Below are 22,343 nucleotides of genomic sequence, written 5' to 3'. Positions count from 1 at the left end.
TTAGTTCATTATTACCTTTATTTGGATTATGTGAATGAAAATATACTAGTAATCTATCTAAAAGCATACGCAAATCATATTTCTGTATGCTTTTATTGCATTTTTCCTTATAAAACATGCACAAATGTATAATTTTTACAATTTATAACTCTTTTTAGTTCATTATTACCTTTATTTGGATTATGTGAATGAAAATATACTAGTAATCTATCTAAAAGCATACGCAAATCATATTTTTGTATGCTTTTATTGCACTTTTCCTTATAAAACAAGCATAAATGGGTAATTTTCACAATTTATAACACTTTTTAGTTCATTATTACCTTTATTTGGATTATGCGAATGAAAATATACTAGTGATCTATCTAAAAGCATACGCAATTCATATTTTCGTATGCTTTTATTGCACTTTTCCTTATAAAACATGCACAAATGTATAATTTTTACAATTTATAACACTTTTTAGTTCATTATTACCTTTATTTGGATTATGCGAATGAAAATATACTAGTAATCTATCTAAAAGCATACGCAATTCATATTTTCGTATGCTTTTATTGCATTTTTCCTTATAAAACATGCGCAAATGTATAATTTTTACAATTTATAACACTTTTTAGTTCATTATTACCTTTATTTGGATTATGCGAATGAAAATATACTAGTGATCTATCTAAAAGCATACGCAAATCATATTTCTGTATGCTTTTATTGCATTTTTCCTTATAAAACAAAAACAAATGGATGATTTTCACAATTTATAACTCTTTTTAGTTCATTATTACCTTTATTTGGATTATGTGAATGAAAATATACTAGTAATCTATCTAAAAGCATACGCAATTCATATTTTCGTATGCTTTTATTGCATTTTTCCTTATAAAACATGCGCAAATGTATAATTTTTACAATTTATAACTCTTTTTAGTTCATTATTACCTTTATGTGGATCTTACGAATGTAATAACACTACCAATCTATCTAAAAGCATACGCAAATCATATTTCTGTATGCTTTTATTGCACTTTTCCTTATAAAACATGCACAAATGTATAATTTTTACAATTTATAACTCTTTTTAGTTCATTATTACCTTTATGTGGATCTTATGAATGAAAATACACCACCGTTCTATCTAAAAGCATACGCAACACTTTTTAAAAGCTGGGATAGACCTGTCCCCGTGACCCACAAAATCAGAATCGGGTCCCATGCTCCTAGGGCTTTCCTCATGGTGAAAACTTACAACTAAATTCCCTGTGTCGATTCTTGTAAAATATAGTAGAATGGTAGGTAGAGAAAAAAACAGAGATAGACGTAGGGAAGAGGAATTATATTGAAGAAAGTCATTATCGGATTGGTACTGGTACTAGTGGCGTCCTCGATTTTTTTTACGAGGGAAGCTTTTTCTGATATTTTACAAGAAAGCTATGCCTCTATTAAAGAAATAGTGATTGGGAAAATTGCGTTAAGCAAAGAAAACGATGGGGAAGTATTGCCGGAAAAAGTAGAGGCACCAGAAACCCAAACAGCTGGTGAGCAGACTGAAGTAGTGAAGCCAGAGGATGTAAAACCAGTCATAGATCCAAATGATCCATTTTTACTCTTAGTCAACAAAGAAGTAGGAGTATTGGATGCAACTTATGTACCGCAAAACCTTGTTGTGCCAAATGTTGATTTTTCAACTTCTGTTTCAGAACGTAAACATATGGTAAAAGAAGCAGCAGAGGCATTGGAAAAATTATTTGCACAGGCGAGCGTCGACGGAATTGAGTTACATGCACAATCGGGTTACCGCTCCTATGCAACACAACAAGTAATCTATGATTCTTATGTACGTGGATATGGTGAGACTGAGGCTTCTACCTTTAGTGCAAAGGCCGGGCAAAGTGAGCATCAAACCGGTCTTGCGATGGACGTGACAAGTGATAGTGTCGACAACCAGCTTGTACAGGAATTTGGTGAAACGGTTGAAGGCAAATGGGTTGCTGAGCACGCAGCGGAATTTGGTTTTATTGTTCGTTATACTTTAGGAAATGAAGACATCACAGGTTATATGTACGAACCATGGCATATTCGCTATGTCGGTGTCGAGCATGCAAAATATATCACGGAACATGAAATTACATTAGAAGAATATCTTGGAGTCGTAGAATATTAGATTGAAAGAGCTCATTTGGGGCTCTTTTTTCTTTGGAGAGTAGACTAGGATATTTCGTTAATAAAAATGCCAGGACCCCTAAGTATAGAAGGGACCTGACATGTTAAAATGTATGAATCTAGCTTACACTTGCCTGTAAATTTGAACTCTCTGATTTTCTTGCAGTAGTTATTTGTCTTCGCAATATCAATATATACGCAAAAAATGCGAGAATAATACTTACTGCACTGTAAAGGAAAACAGCTTTGAATCCTGAATTCAGAGAGATGAAACCTAAACAAATCGCTCCGAGTCCGCTACCTAAATCCTTTGCTGTAAAAAACGTCGAATTCCCTGCTCCTCTTCGATCAGGGGGACATAGCCTGATCATGACAGCATTTAAGGCTGGCTCAACAAAACCTAACCCTAATCCATAAAGGATACCTGTTAGAATAAAGTCTCCGAGAGAATTGGCGTATGCCAAGACCACAAATGATATCGTCATAATCACTAAACCAGGGATTACCACGATGGAACTTCCATATTTATCAGCCAATTTTCCTCCCATAATTCTCGTGAATAATAGAGCAAATGAAAACACTGTAAAATATAAACCAATGTCTTCAATTCCTAAGGAAAGGGCAAAGGTTGGAATGAAAGTTAACGATGCGCCCATTCCAACATAAACAAAAGCGGTTACTAAACCTGTTGGTAGTGCTGTTTTTTCAAAAAGCAATTCGGAGATTTTTCGATTCTTTTTTGTTGATTTTATCACAAGATTTGGATTCTTTTTTTCATACGTCATAAACAGGCTACAAATGATTGAAATCAAACCGATTAAACCGGCAACGATGAATAAAACTTGATAATTATACTGTTGAATTAAAAAGATACTAAGTGCAGGTCCGATTGCTGTAGACAGTGTATTTGCTAAACCAAAATACCCAATCCCTTCTGCTAACCGTCTTTTTGGTACGATGTCCGAAACAACAGTACCGGAAGCATTGGTAGTAGCACTGAACCCTATACCGTGTATACTTCTCATTACAATCAGTAGACTAATCGAAAAGGCTACAACATACGAGAAAGTAATAAAAGCTGCGATCACAGCACCAATAATTAAGACGATTCTACGGCTCTTTTCATCTATCAATTTACCAAAATAAGGTCTGAAAAGAATCGCTACAAACATGAAAAAACCAAAAAGCATACCTGAAATCGAATTATCCCCACCTAAATAAATTGCGTATAATGGCAGTCCTGTCATTAGCATGTTGTTGGAAATTTGAGTAGACATCGCATAAATAAACGCTAGAAAATAGTTTTTTGTCCATAATTTATCTGGAGTGTTCAGTTGTTGCTGCATTAGAATCCTTCTCTCTTTAAATTGATGCTGTAACGATTATATCAGCTTTTTGAAGTTAAATCTTAACTTTCATGGTCAATCGAATAATTCTTGCTATAATAATACTAATCAATCAAATGAGGTGACAGCATTGGATATCACACTATCACAGAAAATGAATGAATTTGGGGAATCGATTTTTAACGAACTAGCAAACTATAAGAAACAAAAACTGAGTGAGGGGCACGATATTATTGACCTAAGTGTGGGTAGCCCAGATTTGCCGCCACCACCGTATGTCATCGAAGCGTTGACTGGTCATGTACAAGATCCTTCATTATACGGATATTCATTAACAGGAACCGATGAGTTATATGAAGCCATTTCAGCATACTATTCAAACAGGTTTAATGTTTCGGTACATAAGGATAATGAAATCTTAATGGTTATGGGTTCCCAAGATGGACTTGTCCACTTTCCAATGGTTTTTGCTAACCCAGGTGATGTAGTTCTTGTTCCAGACCCTGGCTACACGGCATATGCATCTGGTATCGCACTTTCAGGAGCAACTCCAATTGGAATGCCTCTTAAAGAAGAAAATGGATTCCTACCTGACTTGGATGCGATTCCTAAGGATGTTTGCCAAAAGGCGAAATTGATGATCTTAAACTTTCCTGGCAACCCTGTACCCGCACTTGCTTCGGAATTCTTTTTTAAGAAGGTGATTGAATTCGCGAAAAAACATCAGATTATTGTCCTACATGATTTTGCCTATTCGGAGCTATATTATGAAGAAAAACCGATAAGCTTCTTATCAGTAGAAGGTGCGAAAGAAGTGGGAGTTGAATTCAACTCGCTTTCGAAAAGCTTTAATATGGCGGGGTGTCGAATTGGATATATACTCGGTAACCCGGAAATCATTGCAGCTGTAAACCGACTTAAATCAAATCTTGATTATGGTGTTTTTTTACCAATCCAAAAAGCTGCGATTGCTGCTTTACGTGATACGTCAAGTTTTAGTGAAAAACTAAGACAAACGTATAAAAAACGACGCGATATTTTGATTAATGGCCTGGATGAAATAGGTTGGCAAGTTGATTCACCAAAAGCCTCAATGTTTATTTGGGCGAAGGTACCGTCTGGGTTTACCTCCACTGATTTTACGTATCAGTTAATCAATGAAGCAGGAATTGTAGTCACTCCAGGAAATGCTTTTGGTCCAAGTGGCGAAGGCTATGTTCGAATTGGACTTGTTCAAAACGAAGAAACATTAGAAAAGACAGTCCATCGATTAAAAGAAATCTCACTGTTAAAATAGAGAAGGGTACGAATTAAGACTCTCTACGAGGCGAATCGAATTGAGGATTCGTCTTATTTTTATGTAAAATATTGGGTAATATAAATGTATAACTAACTCAGGAGTGTATTAGATGCACCTAATATATAATGCCTTACTTCTTTCGGCTGCAATCAAATGGGGGGATTGGAGAGGATGGCGAGAATATTACCCAACGATTCTATTCTTTATTATGGGTGATCTTTTAAAAAATTTCTTGTTCCATGATTATTTGATCTGGACCTACCAGGAAACGCTGTTTGCTCAAAACATCTTATCGAATCATACATTTATTTCATTATTAATTATGTTTGTTTCTTATCCTGCTACTACTCTCATTTATTTAGGGCGCTTTCCTGAACAGAAATGGAAACAGTTTTTTTGGATTGGACTGTGGGTATTAATATATGTAGTTATGGAATACATCAATTTGGAGTATTTGCATTTAATCAATCATCATCATGGTTGGACGATGGGATGGTCCATTCTTTTTAATCTCGTTATGTTTCCAATGCTAAGACTTCATCAAAAACGACCACTTATCGCATTGGGGTTATCATTTATTTGGATTATTTTTCTATTAACTAGGTTCCCAATTCCATTGGAATACATTAAATAAAAATTACATACAACTTTAAGAAAATATGGCACCAGTCATTTAACTAGGCTATTTCCTTATATTTGTTTTCAAGTCTTTTTGAACGAATGCTACTCATTAGTTAATAAATCATCTGAATATAAAGTATAGAACAATAGCTCCAACTACAACAATACCCCCGATTGTTGGACTTCCATAGACTGCTCTGTTCCAACCATCATCAGTATCTATCTTACTTTTTTCTCGATTGTCTTTTTTCAAAATTTCACCTCCAAACCATTTAGAAAACACATACACATATTTCGGCTCGATTTTATCTAAGGCTTCAATTTCATAAATTTTTCATCTACTCAACTTTAGTTTAAGTATAATCCTTCATTCTATTTTATCACGACTTTTCATTAGTTAAATAAATTTTCAAAATAGTTTGAGCTATCGTTTATAAATAATATCCTTCCAGGTATACGCTCTATCGGCAATTCCAATCCTCTCAGCAGGTGTCTTATCGACACCATTTACCTTGATTGTTTCACAAAAGTTATAGTAGGTTCTCAAGATAGTAACTGCCATTTGTGCATACTTAGGATTGAAATTGCTGTATATATACGATTTACCGTCTCCTCTTGAAGTAACTAGAGGTCTTTCTAAGAAAGATAAACTGGTCTTATATTTTGTAAAAACGCATTAACCGCGTTGTCGTTGGCTCTTACAATCAGTCTTGCTAAATGTTCATCAGATAGGGTAGAAGTATCCGTTATAACATCAATATATCGATTTCCTCGGTCCGACATTGCGATGGGATGTTCAATTTTATTTGATTTATGAACAGTATAAGGTGTTCCGTCTGAAGCATATTTTGTTTCATAAAATTTGTGTGTATCAAGTTGTCGCTTTAAAAATTCAACAGCTATCTCATTATTCGATATTCCTGATAATCCATTTGTCTCCGCCCAATCACTTAGATATTTCGTAGATTCAATATATTCTTTATACGCATCTTCTCTTGATAGTGTTTTATCAAAAGTATTAACGAAATAATGTAATTTGCCTTGTTGTAGTTCTTCGGCAAAAGCCTTTTTGATAGCTGCTTTTAATACCATATCGTCATCACTTACTACACGCCATTTATCTGTGTTTACCATTTGTCTAATCAAAAACATTTGAGCCATAGCTGTATAGGTGTGGTTAACGTGCAATCCATCCACATATTTAGCCCTTTGAATAAATTCACGCATCTCCATATTGTATTCAGTTAAATCCTGCGTATCATTCGGTGTCGGTTTCATTGGATAATATGAATACTTAGTGTATTTTGCATTCCTTCTAATCTCCACTGGTAAGTGGTCGTCTTTAAAAAGGATGGTATCCTTCTGTATCTGTTTAAAATCAATATCCCAATCATATGCAACATCTGCTCTGAACACATACCGAGATGTAGAATCCGCCGTAACTACAATCTGAGTTTGCAACTGTTTCTCAGATATTGTTCCTCTTGCTTTTGGTTGCCCCTTTTTTCGAACATTGTTGAGATAATACATCATCATATCTGTATTTAACCAAATGCGTGGAAACGTCATTTTGGCAAACTGTTTAGTTTCACGGGTCTCCAAAAATTCCAGACAACAACGATACAGCCACTCTAATTTACTGTAATAAGTGCTCCTTCCTATCCCCAAGATTTCACAGGTGCTAGAAACTGGAACACGGTTTATTAGATGTTGAGCGAACATCGGAAGAACATCATTTCGCTTTTGGGTATAAGAAGTAGAGCTTACCTTGTCTGGCAATAAATTCGTGTATTTTTTACACGTTTTACATTGAACAACTTGAGCATTAGAGCTAGCTTTTCCACGCTTATAAAATGCCTTCGGATATTCAAAATATGTAACATCGCTATTTAAGCAATCATCCTTATGGAACTCGTATGATGGTTCCAGAGGAACTACGGTGTTAATGCGTATCAATCGTTCAATCTCAGTTGCTAATGACCAATTAGAAAAGGTTTTTGTGTAACACCCCAATGTTGGAGTACCCATAAAATCTGTTGGGTCTGGGACACATTGGATTGTTCTTGAACCGTCTTTACCTGTAAATTTATATCGTTTAATTTTTCCTACGTTGTAATCGTCTTGAGGTTTATTGTGATTTTTACAAAAGGGGTCAGAACAATAATTAAGTTGAATTTCGTGCACTTGCCCATTCCAATGCAAATGTACAGGACGAAATGCTGAATTGATATACGATGTCTTCATTTTTTTATCAGATAGAGTATTGTAGTCACTTTCTCGTTGTTCGAGTTCCTCTGAAGTGATATTTGTTTCAATTTGACAAATGGGGTCACTAAAGGTTGCTAAACGTTTAATCTTAACCATCTATTAAACCCAGTTCACGCTTCATTCGTTTGTTGCTGCGTTTACCTTCCACATATTTAATGAAATCCTCATCTTTTAGTAGGTGCGGTAACACCTCTTCAAGTATTTGAGATGGGGTTAATCCTGTATAGTTCGAGTAATGTTCTAATACTTTTCGTGATTGTAAGGATAATTTAAGTTTTACTTCCTCGGTATTTGGGTACTTCGGTTTGATTTTCATCATCAATCTACTCCATTTTATTCCGTTTTTATGTATGCTAAATTGCAGGTCAAAATGTAACACAATTTGCATACTAACACTGGCTATTGTTAGTATGCAATATTATAGACAAATTACACTACAAATAAACCTGATTTTGAGAGTAGAATCCCTTTAAACCAATAAAAAATGCCAATCAATTTTGTTTACAAATTGATTGGCATTTTGAGTTACATTTTAGACTTTTGCGATAGCTAACGGAACCCGTTACTATTTTAAGCTTCTCCTTTTTTATATTTTTACGTCCACCACATCTCTCCAATTGACTCCTTTACCATAACCGGATTGAGGGTTTGAATCGCTTTTTTAAAACCTTCGTCAATGGACATTAATCCGTCCTCATGTTCAATGCTTACGACATAATCATAGCCAAAAAGACGAAGAGTGCTAATAATGTCAGCCCAAACCTTTGTATCATGACCGAAACCAACTGTTCGGAAATACCAGGAACGGTTCTGTATTTCATGATAAGGAGTCATATCCGTTAACCCGTTACGGTTTGTATTTGGTTGATCGATAATAGTATCTTTAGCGTGGAAATGATGGATTGCGTTTTCACGTCCAAGTATTTTTATAGATTCAACAGGGTCTATTCCTTGCCACCACATATGACTTGGGTCAAGGTTTGCACCGATTTCCGGACCACATGCTTCCCTTAAGCGTAAGAGAGTTGCAGGTGTATGGACGGAAAATCCGCCATGTAATTCGAGCCCAATCTTCACATTATGCTCTTTTGCGAATGCTGCTTTTTCCTTCCAATAAGGAATGATTTTTTCTTCCCATTGCCATTTTAGAATTTCTTGGTACTCATTTGGCCATGGGGAGACAGGCCAATTCGGATATTTTGCATGTTCATGGTCACCTGGACAGCCAGAAAACGTATTTACAACAGGGACACCAAGCTGACTTGCTAATTTAACCGTTTTCAAAATAAGAGAATCTGCTTCGTTTGCGATGTGTTTTTGAGGATGAAGAGGGTTGCTGTGACAACTTAAGGCGCTAATAATTAGTCCTCTACTAGAAATTTTTTCTAAGAATTCCTTTTGTTTTTGTTCATTATCTACTAATTCATCAACGTTACAGTGGGCATTACCAGGATAACCACCGGTGCCTAATTCGACTGCTTCAATCCCTTCTGCTGCGACATGGTCAAGCATATCGTCAAGACTTTTATCTGAGAATAGAACTGTAAAAACCCCTAACTTCATAAAAAAACCTCCCCAATTTAAAGTATTGTAATCCGTTACAACCAATTATAGCAAAGAAAATAAAAAATTAAATATAAAAAATTGTTAAAATATAGGTTAAAGTTTAAATATTGACAAAAAAATTCAGAGTACCTACAATCATAATTGTAATCGATTACATTTTTTAAACTTTATTCGGTAGAAGTCCTCCGCTTCTATAAGTGGGTTAATACAATATGAGCAACTAATTTTAGTGGGAGGGGCAAACCCTGACTTAATAAAGTTAAAGCCTTGCAGATGCCACAGATATTCAAAGATAAATTTTCGAGCAATAAGATCAAAGACTAAAAGCATCACGTCCTGCGGCAACGTCCTTATTACCCACTTCCTGTGGGCCAAATAATCTGGGCGCAAATACGCCAAGGCGCATTTGATTATTTAGTTTGAAAGTGGGGACCAAAAATGGCAAATATTCAACAGGTAGCTCAAAAAGCAGGTGTTTCCGTCGCAACGGTTTCAAGGGTCCTTAATAATGCTAAGTCTGTAAGTCCGAAAACAAGGCTAAAAGTTGAAAATGCAATTAAAGATCTAAATTATGAACCTAGTATGCTAGGAAGAAATCTTCGGAATTCCGAAAGTCGACTGTTATTAGTATTACTTCCAAGTATTTCAAATCCCTTTTACACAGAAATTATCAACGGAATCCAAAATACAGCCATTATCAACAACTACAATATACTTCTATGCGAAACGGATTCCAATCCACAACGAGAAAACATATATTTTAACATGATTAAGAATAAATTAGCTGATGGTGTTATTTCGATGGATCCGACAGTTAATATGAACAAGCTAAATGAATTAGCGGAGAATTATTCTGTTATTCTCTGTAGTGAATATGAAGAGGGAGGTAGTATCCCTTATGTCACGATAGACAATGAATTGGCGGCTTATCAAGCTGTTAAGCATTTAATTAAGTTAGGCCATGAAAGAATAGCGCTCATCAATTCTGATGAAAAGTTTTTATATGCTAGACAACGTCGAAATGGGTATGAGCGAGCTTTAAAAGAATTTAATCTTCCAATCCGTGATGAATGGATCTACCACTCAAAAGAACTTGAATTTCAAAATGGTGTTCAGGCGATGAGGGTCATGTTTCAATTAGCAGAAAAACCGACAGCTTGTTTTGCTGTTTCTGACACACTGGCTATTGGAGCTCTAAAAGGAATTAATGGAAATGGCTTACGTGTTCCAAATGACATTGCTTTAGTAGGTTTTGATAATATTAGTTTCTCAAACATGACGAATCCAACCTTAACCACAATATCACAGCCGATGTATAAAATGGGGAGTATTGCAGCAAACATGCTGATTAGTAGTATTCAAGGAGAAAGGGTGGAAAGTGTGATTCTAGACCATGAATTAATAATTCGTGAGTCAACAATGGGGTAGGAATCTTACATTTTTAAAAAATAGGGAGGTTTTCAATCATGGGTATTAAGGTGGGCATTATCGGGTGTGGTTCCATTACTAGGTATAGACACGCACCAGAGTATAAAGCAAATCCACATGTTGAGGAAATTATTTTTTTTGACCGTAAAATTGAAAGAGCCCAGAGCTTGGCTAAAGAATTTAGTGGGCGAGCTGTAAAAACAGTTGAGGAACTATTCAACGATCCATCCATTATTGCCATTAGCGATTGTTCTTCTAATGAAGCCCATCATATTAATACTTCAAACGCGTTATTAAGCGGGAAGCATGTATTGTGTGAAAAGCCATTAGCTATTAATGTGAAATATGCTGAGGTAATCCTAGAAGCACAACGGAAATCTGGGAAAAAATTAATGGTCGACCATAACCAACGTTTCACAAATGCACATCAGAAAGCAAAAGAAATAATAGATAAAAAGGAACTAGGTGAGGTATTAACTTTCAAAACCTCTTTTGGTCATCAAGGTCCTGAGAATTGGGGAGTAAACAAATCAAACTCTACTTGGTTTTTTAAAAAGAATCGCTCTCATTCAGGTGTTGCAGGTGATTTAGGAATTCATAAAATTGATTTAATTCACTATCTGCTAGATGACGAAATTGTGGATGTTCACTCCTTCTATGGTGCGTTAGATAAGGTAGATGAAAATGGTAAACCAATAGAAGTATGTGACAATGTTGTCTGTGCATTAAAAACGCAGAAAGGCCGTTTGGGAACAGCTTCGTTTTCATGGACATATTATGGTTCAGAAGATAATTCAACGATTATCTACTGTCAATTGGGAATCCTAAAAATTTATCATGATCCAAGTGCGCCGTTACTAATTGAGAAAAGGGATGGCTCGATTAAGAGGTATGAACTAGAATCCATTCAGACAAATGACAACCAAACGAATTCAGGTGTTATCGATTCATTTATTGATTCAATCATTAATGAAATAGAGCCTCCAGTTACTGGTGAGCAAGCGGTTGCTTCTCTTAGGGTTGTTGAAAAAATTCTTGGTTCATAAGATGATACGTTAGAACTGTAAAAAAAGCAAACAACCCTTAATTGGTAAAAATGATAATTAATACCTAAAAATAATTGACTGAATATTGTTTATCTTATACTATAAATGTAACGGATTACAAATTGGTAATTCTTTACTAATATAATTAGTAACGTAGAGCTTGTACGATGAGTTGAGATTGCGATATGTAATCAATTACATGTTTGATAGAAGGCTACTATGTTAAAGCAGCTATCCATAAACCCAATACATATCGCGGCTTTTCGCTGGAGATTGTTGTCAAAGGAGCAAGCAAAGCAGGTTCACTCAAATTGAATTAGACGTTTCTGTCAAAAATCCTTTTAGATTAATAGGTTAAGAGGGGGAAACATGAAGCATATCGGGCTAGTTGGTTTGGGATTCATTGGTAAAGCACATCTAGACGTTTACCAACATATTGAAAATTGTCAGGTAACGGCAATATGTACCCGGAATAAAGTAGAAGACGTTGACATTATTCAAAGTTTTAATGGGTCTTTTGTCACGGATTACGAATATTTATTAAATAGTAAGGAAATAGACATCATTGATATATGTGTACCAACCTTTCTACATGAAGACTATATCATCAAGGCAGCTAGAGCTGGGAAACATATTATTTGTGAAAAACCACTAACACTTACACCAGAATCTGCAGATCGAATAATGGATGAAGTTCATAAAAATGGTGTCAAACTCTTTGTCGGTCATGTGCTTCGCTTTTGGCCTGAATACAAGGCAATCAAATCGTTAAGTGAAACTGACAAACTGAAAGATATTGAGATTGTCCATGCTAAGAGATTGGGGCAGATTCCTACATGGAGTGATTGGTTTTTGCACCCCGAAAAGAGTGGTGGAGCCCTATTTGATCTTCACTTACATGATATAGATTTCGTCCATTATTTAGTAGGCGAAGTTGAATCTGTATATGCTGTTGGAAACCAAAACAAATATGGTGCTTGGGACCATGTCATGACAACACTAATCTTTAAGAATAAAAGTAAAGCATTCGTTGAAGCCTCTCAACGTATGCCAATTGGCTATCCTTTTACCATGTCATTACGTGCACAATCGGCTCAAGGGACGCTAGATTTTAATCTAACAGCCGGTGAAAATATCGAAAACATAGAAAAGGGTACGAAACAATTTATCTACTACAATCACGAGGGAAAGTCAGCAGTAACCTTTGAAAAGAGCGATGCCTTTCAAAATGAATTATCGTATTTTATAAATTGTTTGGATAAGAACCAAGAAAATACAATTATACCTTTAAAAGACGTACTCTACACAATACAACTACTTAAAAATATAGAAGAATCCTTAGAATCTGGAAAACAAGTATATATGTAGTTGCCCACTTTACATACATTCGAGGTCCTCACAATAAACCACAACATGATTTTAACTCCTAGAAAAGAAAGCGCTTATATTTACTAGTAAAAACTATTTATTTACGTAGGTTTCAATTTATTCATGAAATAGATTACTAGCCAAAAACGAGGGGGTTATTTACTTATGAAAAAAATTTTACGTGTAGTGTCACTGCTAATTTTACTATTCATTCCTGTATTGAGTGCTTGTAGTAGTTCAGAACAAACAGGTGATAAAACAAGCGGGGATACTGGAAATGACTCAAGTGAAAAGCATAAGATTGGTATTTTGGCGCCAGCTGTAACACATGGATGGGTTGCTGCAGTAGCATATCATGCCGAAGCCTGTGCAAAGGAACTTTCCGGTGAAATCGAGTACCAAATTCAAACAAGTAGCAACGCAGCTGAAATGACTTCACAATTAGATGATTTAATGACTTGGGGTGCAGAGGCTATTGTAGCGTTCCCACAATGGGAAGGGATGGAAGTACCTATTCAACGAGCATTAGATGAAGGAATCAAGGTTGTAAACTTTGACATTGTCATTGATGCAGAAGGTGTTTATCGAGTAGCTGGAGACAATGAGGACATGGGTGTTCAAGGTGCCAATTACGTTGTTGAAAAAATCGGTAAAGAAGGAAATGTTGTTATTCTAGAAGTACCATCCTCAGGCTCCGTTTCTGAATTGCGTAAGAAGGGATTTGTTGAAACAATTGGGGAAATCGCTCCAGATATTGAACTCCACACATATGCGACACAGTTTACAAGAGAAGATGGATTGAAAGATTTTGCAGATATTTTGACAAGCTTAGATAAAATTGATGCAGTCTATTCCCTAGATGATGAAACTTCAATCGGTGTATTACAAGCAATCAAAGAAGCAGGAAGAACAGATATTAAAGTAGTTACCGGTGGCGGTGGAATGCAAGAGTACTTTAAAATGATGCCTGAAAACGAAGATATCTGGATTCAGTCAGCTCTTTACAGCCCAGCAATGGTAAAGGATGCTGTTGATGTTGCACTTAAGGTATTAAAAGGTGAAGAGGTTGAAATGGAAACCATTATTCCTACAACCATTGTTGACAGAGATAATTATAAAGACTTCCTCGATGAGGGTTCACCGTACTAAAGATTGGAGCTCGTAGACTTTGAGGGCTATGGCAACACTGCTATAGCCTCTCTTTTTACCTTTTTTTAAAGATAAGTAAATATAAAATTTTGCACGTAGTTTTTGGTGTCTAGCCCTAGGAGCTTTTGAAGGCAAACAGCGCTTGTCTTATGCTTGTCGCCGATAGGCGGGCGCCTTGTGTTTTTCTTATGAATAATGTAGTGATTTTACAGGTTTGGAAGTGATGAGATGCGTATTGAAATGAAAAAAATCCGAAAATCCTTTGGAAGCAATCATGTTCTTAAGGATGTATCTTTTTCCTTAAAAGGCGGTGAAATCTGCGCATTGCTTGGAGAAAATGGTGCAGGAAAATCCACTTTGATGAACATATTGGGTGGAGTTTTGCAAATGGATCATGGCTCCATACTCATTGACGGGAAACAAGTGGAATTTGCTACACCAGCACATTCTCAGGATGCCGGAATTGCCTTCATCCATCAAGAACTTAACTTAATCAACGATTTACCAATCTATGAAAATATGTTTCTTGGTAGAGAGTTAAAAACCAAAAGAGGCACTCTGGATTTAGAAAAGATGTATCAAGAAACAAAAGAGATGTTTACCAAAATGAACGTAGACCTTAATCCAAATAAATTGGTGCGGGAACTTGATGCTTCTTATAAACAAATCATCGAAATATGCCGGGCTATGATGACAAATGCGTCTATTATTATTATGGATGAACCGACTACTTCCCTAACAGACCAGGAAATTGAGCGAGTCTTCGCGATGATGAGGACATTAAAGGAACATAATGTAGGCATTATCTTTATTTCTCATAAATTAAATGAGGTAATGGAGATCTGTAATCGCTATCTTGTGCTTCGTGATGGTAACTTGGTGTCTGAAGGAAGTGTCAGCGAAGTGAACACGAATGATCTTGCACGTTTTATGGTGGGACACGATGTGAGAACAGAATCGCTTATCAGGGAAAAAAAGCTAGGAAATGAGATATTACGGGTTGAAGGATTAACCTCTGGTCATATCTTTCGAGATATAAATTTTTCAGTTCGAGCGGGTGAAATTGTCGGTTTTACAGGGCTCCTTGGAGATGGACGAAGTGAACTTTTTCAATCCATTTTTGGAGCCGACCAGATTTCATCAGGGAAAATATTCCTGAATGGTAAGGTAGTGAAAATAACGAGTACTACGAAAGCAATCAAGGAAGGAATTGCGTATCTGCCACGAAACCGAAAAGAAAATGCTATTATCAAGGACATGAACATCATCGAGAATGCGTCAATCGTTACTTGGCCAACGTTTTCAAAGCGGGGCACGATTAATACGAAAAAGCATCAGGAAATTTTTGAAAAGCATCGAAAAGCTTTGCAATTAAAAATGGGTGACCTTTCTGACAGTATTACAAGTCTCTCTGGTGGAAATCAGCAAAAGGTTGTCCTAGCAAAATGGTTGGCGGCTAATCCAAAACTTCTTATTCTGGACAATCCTACCCAAGGTGTTGATGTGGGGGCAAAGGAAGATATCTATGATATTATTCTCAAACTAGCTGAAGAAAATATTGCAGTTGTTGTTCTTTCAAGTGAAGCAAATGAAATCATTCGTGTCTGTGACCGAGCAATCGTCATGTATCACGGTACCATCCAAGGGGAGGTCGCTGGAGAAAATATGAATGAGCATTCCATCATGAGTCTTGCTACGGGTGGGGACTTAAGTGAGGGTGAGGTAAGCTAACATGAAGCCAGATATCGATCAAACAACAATCAAAAATAAGAAAGATTTTTTTGGGTGGTTTAAATATAAATGGTCAAATGACCCATTATTCAGTATCGCGATTGCATTAATTATTATGATTATTTTACAAACATTGGTGTTGGGCTTTGATTATGATTCATTTGGAGGATGGTTTCAGTCATGGATTAATAACTGGATCAATATTTTACGAAATAATGCAGGGACAGCCATTGTTGCTTTAGGGATGACTTTTGTTATCATGACAGGGGGAATTGATTTAGCTGTTGGTTCTACCTTGGTTGTCACTGGTGCCTTTTCAATGATGCTCCTAGATACCGGGACAAAAGGGTTTCTGGCAATGATGGGAATATCAGGTGCACCAGCATTTATCATTACAATTCTATTGGTTTTACTTGCAGGCTATCTTTTAGGTTCACTAATTGGAGTTAGTATTACGAAGGGGAATGTTCCTCCATTTATCGCAACATTAGGAGCGATGATGATTTTTAGAAGTGTGACACAGCACTTCATGCAAGGATATAATCCTACTGTTCCAGTTGAATTTTTACAAATTGCAAGCTTTAAAATTGGAAACTATATGATTATGCCAATTGTCTATTGGGCGGTCATTGCCTATATACTTTATTATGTTTCGAAAAGAACAACCTTCGGAAGACATATCATCGCGGTTGGATCGAATGAAAGGGCAGCTAAGCTTTCTGGGATAAATGTAGAGAAAGTGAAATTAAGGGTATACGCTCTTATGGGGCTGCTCGTGTCAATAGCCGCTATTATCCAAGTTTCGCGAATTGGTTCTATGGACTTTTCTAATGCGGGTAGAGGAATGGAAATGGATGCAATCGCTGCAGCGGTTGTTGGAGGAACAAACATGATGGGTGGAAGAGGTTTCATTCTGGGAACTGTCTACGGTATGCTAATCATTGCCGTTATGAACAACCTTCTTAACCTATTCGGGGTTCCGCCATTTTTAAGGGAAGCATTTAAAGGGGTTATTGTAATCGCAGCTGTTTTATTGCAGAAGAAAGAGAAAACTTCATAAGATCTCCGGACACAAAAAGCATTTCTTTTTAAAGGAGAAATGCTTTTTATATTGAAATATTTTAATATGGGAAGTTTAGGAAATGAGAGGTTTCTTATGAAGACGAAAAATAAGTTGATTCGCATGACCAAGGTTCTTTCGATGGCTTTAATGATTTTTAGTAAAATTTACTGGTATAAACTTCGTAGAAAGCCACAGGCTGAATGGGATAAACTTTGGGTGCAGATAGGTGCAAATTTTCGAAATACGCTTTTTGAATTAGAAGGTTTATTGATTAAGGTTGGACAAATCTTAAGTACTAGAACAGATCTTCTTCCAAAACCTTTTATTAAGCAAATCGAAGATCTAACAGATAAGGTTCCTTCTTCAGATTGGAGTAATGTTGAAAGGATTCTTAAAGACGAGTGGGGTAGGCCAATTCATTCCATTTTTCAATCAATCAAGAAAGAGGCGATTGCTTCTGCGTCCATTGGTGAAGTATATCAGGGTGTTCTTAAAAATGGAGCAAGGGTTGCAATTAAGGTCCAAAGGCCAGATATTCATTCCATATTAAAAACGGATTTTCGGTCGTTAGCAATCATTATTTGGTTTGCTGATCATTTTGTACCAGTTCCGAAGGGGTTTATTAATTTCAAGGTACTATTTAAGGAAATAAAACAAGTAATTGAGAGAGAGTTAGATTATACAAAGGAACGACAAACTCTTGGGTCCTTTTCCGAGCGGTTTAAGGATATGAACGATCTCAAAATTCCTATGGTCTACCAAGAATACTGTACTTCAAAGGTTCTTGTAATGGAATGGGTTGATGGAATAAAAATATCAAGTATCGAGGGTATCCAATCCATTGACCGGAGAAAGATTGCCCAGAGTTTAATAGAACTATTCCTTCCACAATGGCTGGAACCAGGTATGTTTCATGCTGACCCACACCCAGGTAACCTTCTGCTATCAAAGGAAGGGAAAATCATCTTACTTGATTTCGGGATGGTTGGGGAAATCTCGAAAAAGGATGCGAAACATTTTCAAGGGTTAATTGAAAGCTTTCTTACCAAGAATTATTCGAAAACGGTTGATTGCTTATCACAATTAGGATTTTTATTACCTGAGGCTGATCATCGAACAATGGAAAAACTGTTAGAGGAATTAATGTCGTTTGAACTGTCTCAATTAAAGGAAATAGACCTTATTGCCTTTAAACGCGACCTGAATGATATCATTCAAGCACTACCAATCCAAGTCCCAACACGATATATCTTTTTAGGGCGATCCTTTGTAGCAATTGAAGGAATTATTCTTAATCTAATCTCTGAGGATGATGTATTAGAATTAGTAAAACCAGTGTTCACGAACTGGTTGAACAAGGAAGGCAATCAGAAATGGTCATTGGTCTGGCAATGGATTCAGGCACAGCCGATTTTTAAGATTTTCCATTCAATCCAACAGTTTTTACAGTTACCTCACAAATTAGAGGATTTGAAGGAAATTGAACAAAGAAGAGAATTTCAATTTACGGTTTATGAAACATATAAAAAGCATCTATTTCAGTTGTCATTACTTGGCATTATAGGAATTGCGGCCAGTATTTTTACTTCGCATTTAATCTTGCTTTACTTTTCAGGTGGGCTAACATCAATTTCTTGTATTGGATATTTTAATGTGACACATAAACAGAAAAAATGGATGAGGTACATGCATGAAAAACGGAGATGAAAAAGGAGTGTTTATTTTGGCTGAAATTGATGAGTTGAAATTGAGCAAACCAGCATTACGTGCGTTGCATGGTGCGGGGTATATCATGTTAGAACAGTTCACAAAACTAACTGAGAGAGAAGTATTGGCTTTACATGGTGTGGGTCCTACTGCCATTAGGGAGCTTCGATTAGCACTAGGGGAAAAGGGACTTGCTTTTAAAACAGAAGCGTAAAGTAGAATCGCGAGGGTTATTCCCCGCGATTTTCATGTTCTACACTTTGTTTAGTTTGATTGTACATGTAACGAATCATCTTCATTGTTCTACTACCTTGAATCATGATGATAATCGTATAGATTGTTGTTAAGATAACCGCAAAAATCCCAATATAAAACAATGTTGTGATTTTGGTTGCTCTACTAATCATTTCATACCTCCAATTAGTTTAGGTTATTTGTAGTTTTTACGACTTAGATGAGATTATCCGTTTTCTTTAAATTGGACTTCAACCGCCCTAATCGTTTGTGTGATACACTGTTAGCAATAGGCTAAAAGGGGAATTCAAATGTCTGACACTATAAAAAAACCTACATTAGTAATCATTGCAATCGCATTGGGTGCGATTTTAAATCCGCTTAATACCACGATGATCACGGTTGCCTTACCTTCGATTCAGCAAGATTTCATGCTTTCTTCAAAGGAGGTTTCGTGGTTGATCGCCTCCTATTTTATTGTTAGTGCTATTTTTTTACCAATTATCGGTAGACTCAGCGATCATTATGGTAGGAAAAAAATCTTTCTCATCGGTTTATTACTCGTTTTACTATCATCAGTTTTAGCTCCGTTGTCACAAAATATGATGACATTACTTAGCCTGAGATTGATTCAAGCCATTGGCACTTCAGCTCTCTATCCTGCAGGGATTGGAATGGTCCGCTTATATATTAAACAAAATCAAAATCGGGTAATCGGAACATTAGCGGTGTTCGCAACAACATCCGCAGCATTTGGACCAACCATTAGTGGACTGCTTATTCAATATGGGGGCTGGCCGGTTATTTTTTATGTGAATCTTCCAGTCATTTTCCTTTCGGCATTTTTAACAGTATTATATATTCCAAAAGACGAGCCAACTAAAGGGACTGTTTTTAAATGGGACGTCATTGGAATGCTGTTATTTAGTGCCTTCATCACAAGTTGGATGGTCTTTTTGCTATCATTGGAAGGCGGATTTACTATAGGTTTCTTCGTCCTTGCACTAGGATTATCCTTTCTTTTTTATACATACGAAAAAAAGAAGGCAGATCCGTTAATCAATGTTGTATTTTTGGGAAAGAATCCGACTATTTCCGTTGTTTATGCACAGTACATTCTTTCAACTTTGATATTCTTTTCTATCTTGTTGTTCACACCAACTTATTTACAGGAAGTGATCGGTTTAGGTTCGGAATATACAGGTTTGATGATGTTGGCGCTATCCGTATGCGCAATGATCACAACGCCAATTGTAACAAGGTGGGCAGAAAGAGTGGGATACCGAGTTCCATTGCTTGTAGGGGCTGCAGTAGGCATTGTGGGAGTAGGATTCCTGTTTACGACAACGAAAAATTCTTCATTGCTCTGGATAATCATCGTTTTAGCGTTGTTTGGAATCAGTAATGGACTAATGAACATTAGCCTCCAAAACCTATTGTATAGTTTTATCAGCGTTGCCCAGTCGGGGATCGCATCAGGTCTTTTAATGACCTCAAGGTTTATTGGGAATATTTTAGCCTCAAGCATATATGGTGTTGTGTTTGCCGTTGGACTACATGATAGTAGCAAAAATTCAATGACAATCGCATTATTGGCCGTTTCACTTGTTATCATACCTGGAATGCTCTACGTAACGAATCAAAAAATAAAGACGGAACAGTGGTAAAGAAAAAGCCATCATGCAATTGGTGCATGTTGGCTTGTTATTGTGTTACAAAATAATACCAAAAATTAAGAAGGATTCTCTCTTTTTTCCACGAACTATTCAGTTAGACTTTTTTTCAATTCTAAAAATGCTTCAACTGAGTCATCAAGCAGCCTTTCACGATTCTTATCTTCATTGACATCTGTATCCACTTCCATCTCAGAATTAAAAATGCCATATGTATCTTTTGGATCGAAAGAGTTTTGTTTCTCTTTTGGCATATACACTTCACCTCTTAAAGGTAGTGTAGGCAATCTAATGAAAAATACTCTACCTTCTTATGGGGCGTTCAAGTGTTAAAATTTCGTCGTCAAGTGAGGCGAACTGTTGGTCCACCACTGCTTTAACGTCATGTACAGCAGCATTATAAATATGTGGTGCTAGTTTTTCTTTTACAAAATGTAAGACCTGTTCAGCAGCAAACTCACTGATTTCCTCGTCTCTTTCTAGCGAGAAAAAGGATTGTATGTCCGAAATCATCATTTGCTGTTGTTCTTTCGATAGCTTTATAAACAATCAAAACACTCCTAATCTAATAAAGGTGGAAGCATAATGAAATTAAAAACAATTTTAATTCTAATAACACTTCTTATTGTTTTACTATACTGTTTTACGTACGTACCTCACAAGATTTTTGATATTAATCCCGATGAGGTTTCAAAAATACATATTGTAGACGGAAATTCTGGATACAGAACGGATATTACATCCGAAAAAGATATCAACCGTATTATTACGAGTCTAAATGAAGTGACATTTAAGAAAGGAAAGCTTTCGGCTGGTTATATGGGATATCGATTTGACACAACGATTTACGATACGAACGGCGAGACCATGAAGGAGTTAATCATTAATTCAAGTGACACCATTAGGTATAAAGGGTTCTTTTATACATCTACTGGTACGCAACTTGAATATGAGTTCATCGACGAGCTAGTAGAAAAATTAGTGAGTAAACAAGAAAATCAAAATCAAAACTAAGTTGTAATACGAAAAAGGATGAGCCTTTGGTATTCGAGTTTCGTTTTGAGTTGAAAACAGACCACCTATCATATCAAACGATACGATTTTTAATGAAAAAAATTAAAGTTACAAAATCTAATATAAAATAATAACAAAATAATTTCGGACAAGGAAAGGTAGAATGAACGAGGTTGAGTCCGAAGAAGAGATATCTTCAGACAAGGAAAGGTAGAATGAACAAGGTTGAGTCCGAAGATGAGGTATCTTCGGACAAGGAAAGGTAGAATGAACGAGGTTGAGTCCGAAGATGAAGTATCTTCGGACAAGGAAAGGTAGAATGAACAGGGTCGAGTCCGAAGATGAGGTATCTTCGGACAAGGAAAGGTAGAATGAACAAGGTTGAGTCTGAAGATGAGGTATCTTCGGACAAGGAAAGGTAGAATGAACGAGGTTGAGTCCGAAGAAGAGATATCTTCAGACAAGGAAAGGTAGAATGAACAAGGTTGAGTCTGAAGATGAGGTATCTTCGGACAAGGAAAGGGTGAATGAACAAGGTTGAGTCCGAAGATGAGGTATCTTCGGACAAAGAAAGGTAGAATGAACGAGGTTGAGTCCGAAGATGAAGTATCTTCGGACAAGGAAAGGTAGAATGAACAAGGTTGAGTCTGAAGATGAGGTATCTTTGGA

At 36.3% G+C, this 22,343-nt stretch carries 20 protein-coding genes; 13 read left to right on the top strand and 7 right to left on the bottom strand.

The window, feature by feature from the left end; translation table 11 throughout:
• The first annotated feature begins 1,336 nt into the window (after positions 1-1,336).
• Positions 1,337-2,161, top strand: coding sequence for a D-alanyl-D-alanine carboxypeptidase family protein (locus NST91_RS17055; protein ID WP_121445119.1), 825 nt, complete (start codon positions 1,337-1,339; stop codon positions 2,159-2,161).
• A 118-nt stretch (positions 2,162-2,279) separates the two neighbouring features.
• On the opposite strand, the gene NST91_RS17050 is transcribed toward NST91_RS17055, so the two are convergent.
• Positions 2,280-3,506 carry an MFS transporter gene (locus tag NST91_RS17050; protein ID WP_121445118.1) on the bottom strand — a complete coding sequence of 409 codons (1,227 nt, stop codon included), beginning with the start codon at positions 3,504-3,506 and terminating at the stop codon, positions 2,280-2,282.
• 130 nt (positions 3,507-3,636) lie between these two features.
• Between NST91_RS17050 and NST91_RS17045 the strand changes: the two genes are divergently transcribed.
• Both NST91_RS17045 and NST91_RS17040 read left to right on the top strand, forming a co-directional pair.
• Complete coding sequence (locus NST91_RS17045; RefSeq protein ID WP_121445117.1) at positions 3,637-4,803, top strand: LL-diaminopimelate aminotransferase; 1,167 nt, start codon at positions 3,637-3,639, stop codon at positions 4,801-4,803.
• 112 nt (positions 4,804-4,915) lie between these two features.
• Positions 4,916-5,440 carry a CBO0543 family protein gene (locus NST91_RS17040; protein ID WP_121445116.1) on the top strand — a complete coding sequence of 175 codons (525 nt, stop codon included), beginning with the start codon at positions 4,916-4,918 and terminating at the stop codon, positions 5,438-5,440.
• A 623-nt stretch (positions 5,441-6,063) separates the two neighbouring features.
• On the opposite strand, the gene NST91_RS17035 is transcribed toward NST91_RS17040, so the two are convergent.
• From NST91_RS17035 to NST91_RS17025, 3 genes are all read right to left on the bottom strand, one after another.
• On the bottom strand, positions 6,064-7,791 hold the full coding sequence (locus NST91_RS17035; RefSeq protein ID WP_341332099.1) for an insertion element protein: 1,728 nt from the start codon (positions 7,789-7,791) through the stop codon (positions 6,064-6,066).
• Positions 7,784-8,014: a hypothetical protein gene (locus NST91_RS17030; RefSeq protein WP_341332098.1), complete on the bottom strand. Its 231-nt coding sequence runs from the start codon at positions 8,012-8,014 to the stop codon at positions 7,784-7,786. The genes NST91_RS17035 and NST91_RS17030 overlap by 8 nt, the downstream gene beginning before the upstream one ends.
• A 275-nt stretch (positions 8,015-8,289) precedes the next feature.
• The gene (locus NST91_RS17025; RefSeq protein WP_341332097.1) at positions 8,290-9,258 is read right to left on the bottom strand and encodes a sugar phosphate isomerase/epimerase family protein; all 969 of its coding nucleotides are present in this window, start codon (positions 9,256-9,258) and stop codon (positions 8,290-8,292) included.
• Positions 9,259-9,699: 441 nt separating this feature from the next.
• On the opposite strand from NST91_RS17025, the gene NST91_RS17020 reads away from it, so the two are divergent.
• The 8 genes from NST91_RS17020 to NST91_RS16985 all read left to right on the top strand — a co-directional run bounded on the left by NST91_RS17020 (position 9,700) and on the right by NST91_RS16985 (position 18,967).
• Positions 9,700-10,689 (top strand): LacI family DNA-binding transcriptional regulator, encoded by a 990-nt coding sequence (locus NST91_RS17020; protein WP_341332096.1) that lies wholly within the window; start codon positions 9,700-9,702, stop codon positions 10,687-10,689.
• Positions 10,690-10,727: 38 nt separating this feature from the next.
• Positions 10,728-11,735: a Gfo/Idh/MocA family protein gene (locus tag NST91_RS17015; RefSeq protein WP_121445113.1), complete on the top strand. Its 1,008-nt coding sequence runs from the start codon at positions 10,728-10,730 to the stop codon at positions 11,733-11,735.
• A gap of 369 nt (positions 11,736-12,104) precedes the next feature.
• Positions 12,105-13,103 (top strand): Gfo/Idh/MocA family protein, encoded by a 999-nt coding sequence (locus tag NST91_RS17010; protein ID WP_341332095.1) that lies wholly within the window; start codon positions 12,105-12,107, stop codon positions 13,101-13,103.
• A 165-nt stretch (positions 13,104-13,268) separates the two neighbouring features.
• Positions 13,269-14,252, top strand: a complete 984-nt coding sequence (locus NST91_RS17005; protein ID WP_341332094.1) for an ABC transporter substrate-binding protein — start codon at positions 13,269-13,271, stop codon at positions 14,250-14,252.
• Positions 14,253-14,480: 228 nt separating this feature from the next.
• On the top strand, positions 14,481-15,983 hold the full coding sequence (locus NST91_RS17000; protein ID WP_121445110.1) for an ATP-binding cassette domain-containing protein: 1,503 nt from the start codon (positions 14,481-14,483) through the stop codon (positions 15,981-15,983).
• Position 15,984: 1 nt separating this feature from the next.
• Entirely contained in the window at positions 15,985-17,043 is a 1,059-nt protein-coding gene (locus tag NST91_RS16995) for an ABC transporter permease (protein ID WP_341332093.1), read from the top strand.
• A 96-nt stretch (positions 17,044-17,139) separates the two neighbouring features.
• Positions 17,140-18,753, top strand: coding sequence for an ABC1 kinase family protein (locus NST91_RS16990; RefSeq protein ID WP_341332092.1), 1,614 nt, complete (start codon positions 17,140-17,142; stop codon positions 18,751-18,753).
• Positions 18,737-18,967 (top strand): helix-hairpin-helix domain-containing protein, encoded by a 231-nt coding sequence (locus tag NST91_RS16985; protein ID WP_341332091.1) that lies wholly within the window; start codon positions 18,737-18,739, stop codon positions 18,965-18,967. Before NST91_RS16990 ends, NST91_RS16985 begins: the two co-directional genes overlap by 17 nt.
• A gap of 16 nt (positions 18,968-18,983) precedes the next feature.
• On the opposite strand, the gene NST91_RS16980 is transcribed toward NST91_RS16985, so the two are convergent.
• Positions 18,984-19,160, bottom strand: coding sequence for a hypothetical protein (locus NST91_RS16980; protein ID WP_304212292.1), 177 nt, complete (start codon positions 19,158-19,160; stop codon positions 18,984-18,986).
• A gap of 138 nt (positions 19,161-19,298) precedes the next feature.
• Here NST91_RS16980 and NST91_RS16975 point away from each other — a divergent pair, with 138 nt between their 5' ends.
• Positions 19,299-20,654, top strand: coding sequence for an MFS transporter (locus tag NST91_RS16975; RefSeq protein WP_121445107.1), 1,356 nt, complete (start codon positions 19,299-19,301; stop codon positions 20,652-20,654).
• Positions 20,655-20,749: 95 nt separating this feature from the next.
• Here the strand turns inward: NST91_RS16975 and NST91_RS16970 are convergent, their stop codons facing one another.
• Both NST91_RS16970 and NST91_RS16965 read right to left on the bottom strand, forming a co-directional pair.
• A complete protein-coding gene (locus NST91_RS16970; protein WP_165918079.1) occupies positions 20,750-20,914 on the bottom strand; it encodes a hypothetical protein in 165 nt (54 codons plus the stop codon).
• 49 nt (positions 20,915-20,963) lie between these two features.
• Positions 20,964-21,209 (bottom strand): DUF2164 domain-containing protein, encoded by a 246-nt coding sequence (locus tag NST91_RS16965; RefSeq protein ID WP_341332090.1) that lies wholly within the window; start codon positions 21,207-21,209, stop codon positions 20,964-20,966.
• 36 nt (positions 21,210-21,245) lie between these two features.
• Between NST91_RS16965 and NST91_RS16960 the strand changes: the two genes are divergently transcribed.
• Complete coding sequence (locus NST91_RS16960) at positions 21,246-21,674, top strand: hypothetical protein (protein WP_341332089.1); 429 nt, start codon at positions 21,246-21,248, stop codon at positions 21,672-21,674.
• Positions 21,675-22,343 lie beyond the last annotated feature (669 nt).

The sequence above is a fragment of the Ferdinandcohnia sp. FSL W7-1320 genome (assembly GCF_038050315.1).
GTDB lineage: Bacteria > Bacillota > Bacilli > Bacillales > Bacillaceae_L > Ferdinandcohnia > Ferdinandcohnia aciditolerans.
The sequence above is the reverse complement of the archived record's forward strand: the minus strand, read 5'-3'. Positions and strand labels throughout refer to the sequence as shown.

Bases quoted from the DNA above. Each gene is read 5' to 3' on its own strand.
- NST91_RS17050 (WP_121445118.1), bottom strand. From the start codon at position 3,506: ATGCAGCAACAACTGAACACTCCAGATAAATTATGGACAAAAAACTAT.
- NST91_RS17040 (WP_121445116.1), top strand. From the start codon at position 4,916: ATGCACCTAATATATAATGCCTTACTTCTTTCGGCTGCAATCAAATGG.
- NST91_RS17035 (WP_341332099.1), bottom strand. From the start codon at position 7,791: ATGGTTAAGATTAAACGTTTAGCAACCTTTAGTGACCCCATTTGTCAA.
- NST91_RS17030 (WP_341332098.1), bottom strand. From the start codon at position 8,014: ATGATGAAAATCAAACCGAAGTACCCAAATACCGAGGAAGTAAAACTT.
- NST91_RS17025 (WP_341332097.1), bottom strand. From the start codon at position 9,258: ATGAAGTTAGGGGTTTTTACAGTTCTATTCTCAGATAAAAGTCTTGAC.
- NST91_RS17020 (WP_341332096.1), top strand. From the start codon at position 9,700: ATGGCAAATATTCAACAGGTAGCTCAAAAAGCAGGTGTTTCCGTCGCA.
- NST91_RS17015 (WP_121445113.1), top strand. From the start codon at position 10,728: ATGGGTATTAAGGTGGGCATTATCGGGTGTGGTTCCATTACTAGGTAT.
- NST91_RS17010 (WP_341332095.1), top strand. From the start codon at position 12,105: ATGAAGCATATCGGGCTAGTTGGTTTGGGATTCATTGGTAAAGCACAT.
- NST91_RS17005 (WP_341332094.1), top strand. From the start codon at position 13,269: ATGAAAAAAATTTTACGTGTAGTGTCACTGCTAATTTTACTATTCATT.
- NST91_RS17000 (WP_121445110.1), top strand. From the start codon at position 14,481: ATGCGTATTGAAATGAAAAAAATCCGAAAATCCTTTGGAAGCAATCAT.
- NST91_RS16995 (WP_341332093.1), top strand. From the start codon at position 15,985: ATGAAGCCAGATATCGATCAAACAACAATCAAAAATAAGAAAGATTTT.
- NST91_RS16990 (WP_341332092.1), top strand. From the start codon at position 17,140: ATGAAGACGAAAAATAAGTTGATTCGCATGACCAAGGTTCTTTCGATG.
- NST91_RS16985 (WP_341332091.1), top strand. From the start codon at position 18,737: ATGAAAAACGGAGATGAAAAAGGAGTGTTTATTTTGGCTGAAATTGAT.
- NST91_RS16980 (WP_304212292.1), bottom strand. From the start codon at position 19,160: ATGATTAGTAGAGCAACCAAAATCACAACATTGTTTTATATTGGGATT.
- NST91_RS16975 (WP_121445107.1), top strand. From the start codon at position 19,299: ATGTCTGACACTATAAAAAAACCTACATTAGTAATCATTGCAATCGCA.
- NST91_RS16970 (WP_165918079.1), bottom strand. From the start codon at position 20,914: ATGCCAAAAGAGAAACAAAACTCTTTCGATCCAAAAGATACATATGGC.
- NST91_RS16960 (WP_341332089.1), top strand. From the start codon at position 21,246: ATGAAATTAAAAACAATTTTAATTCTAATAACACTTCTTATTGTTTTA.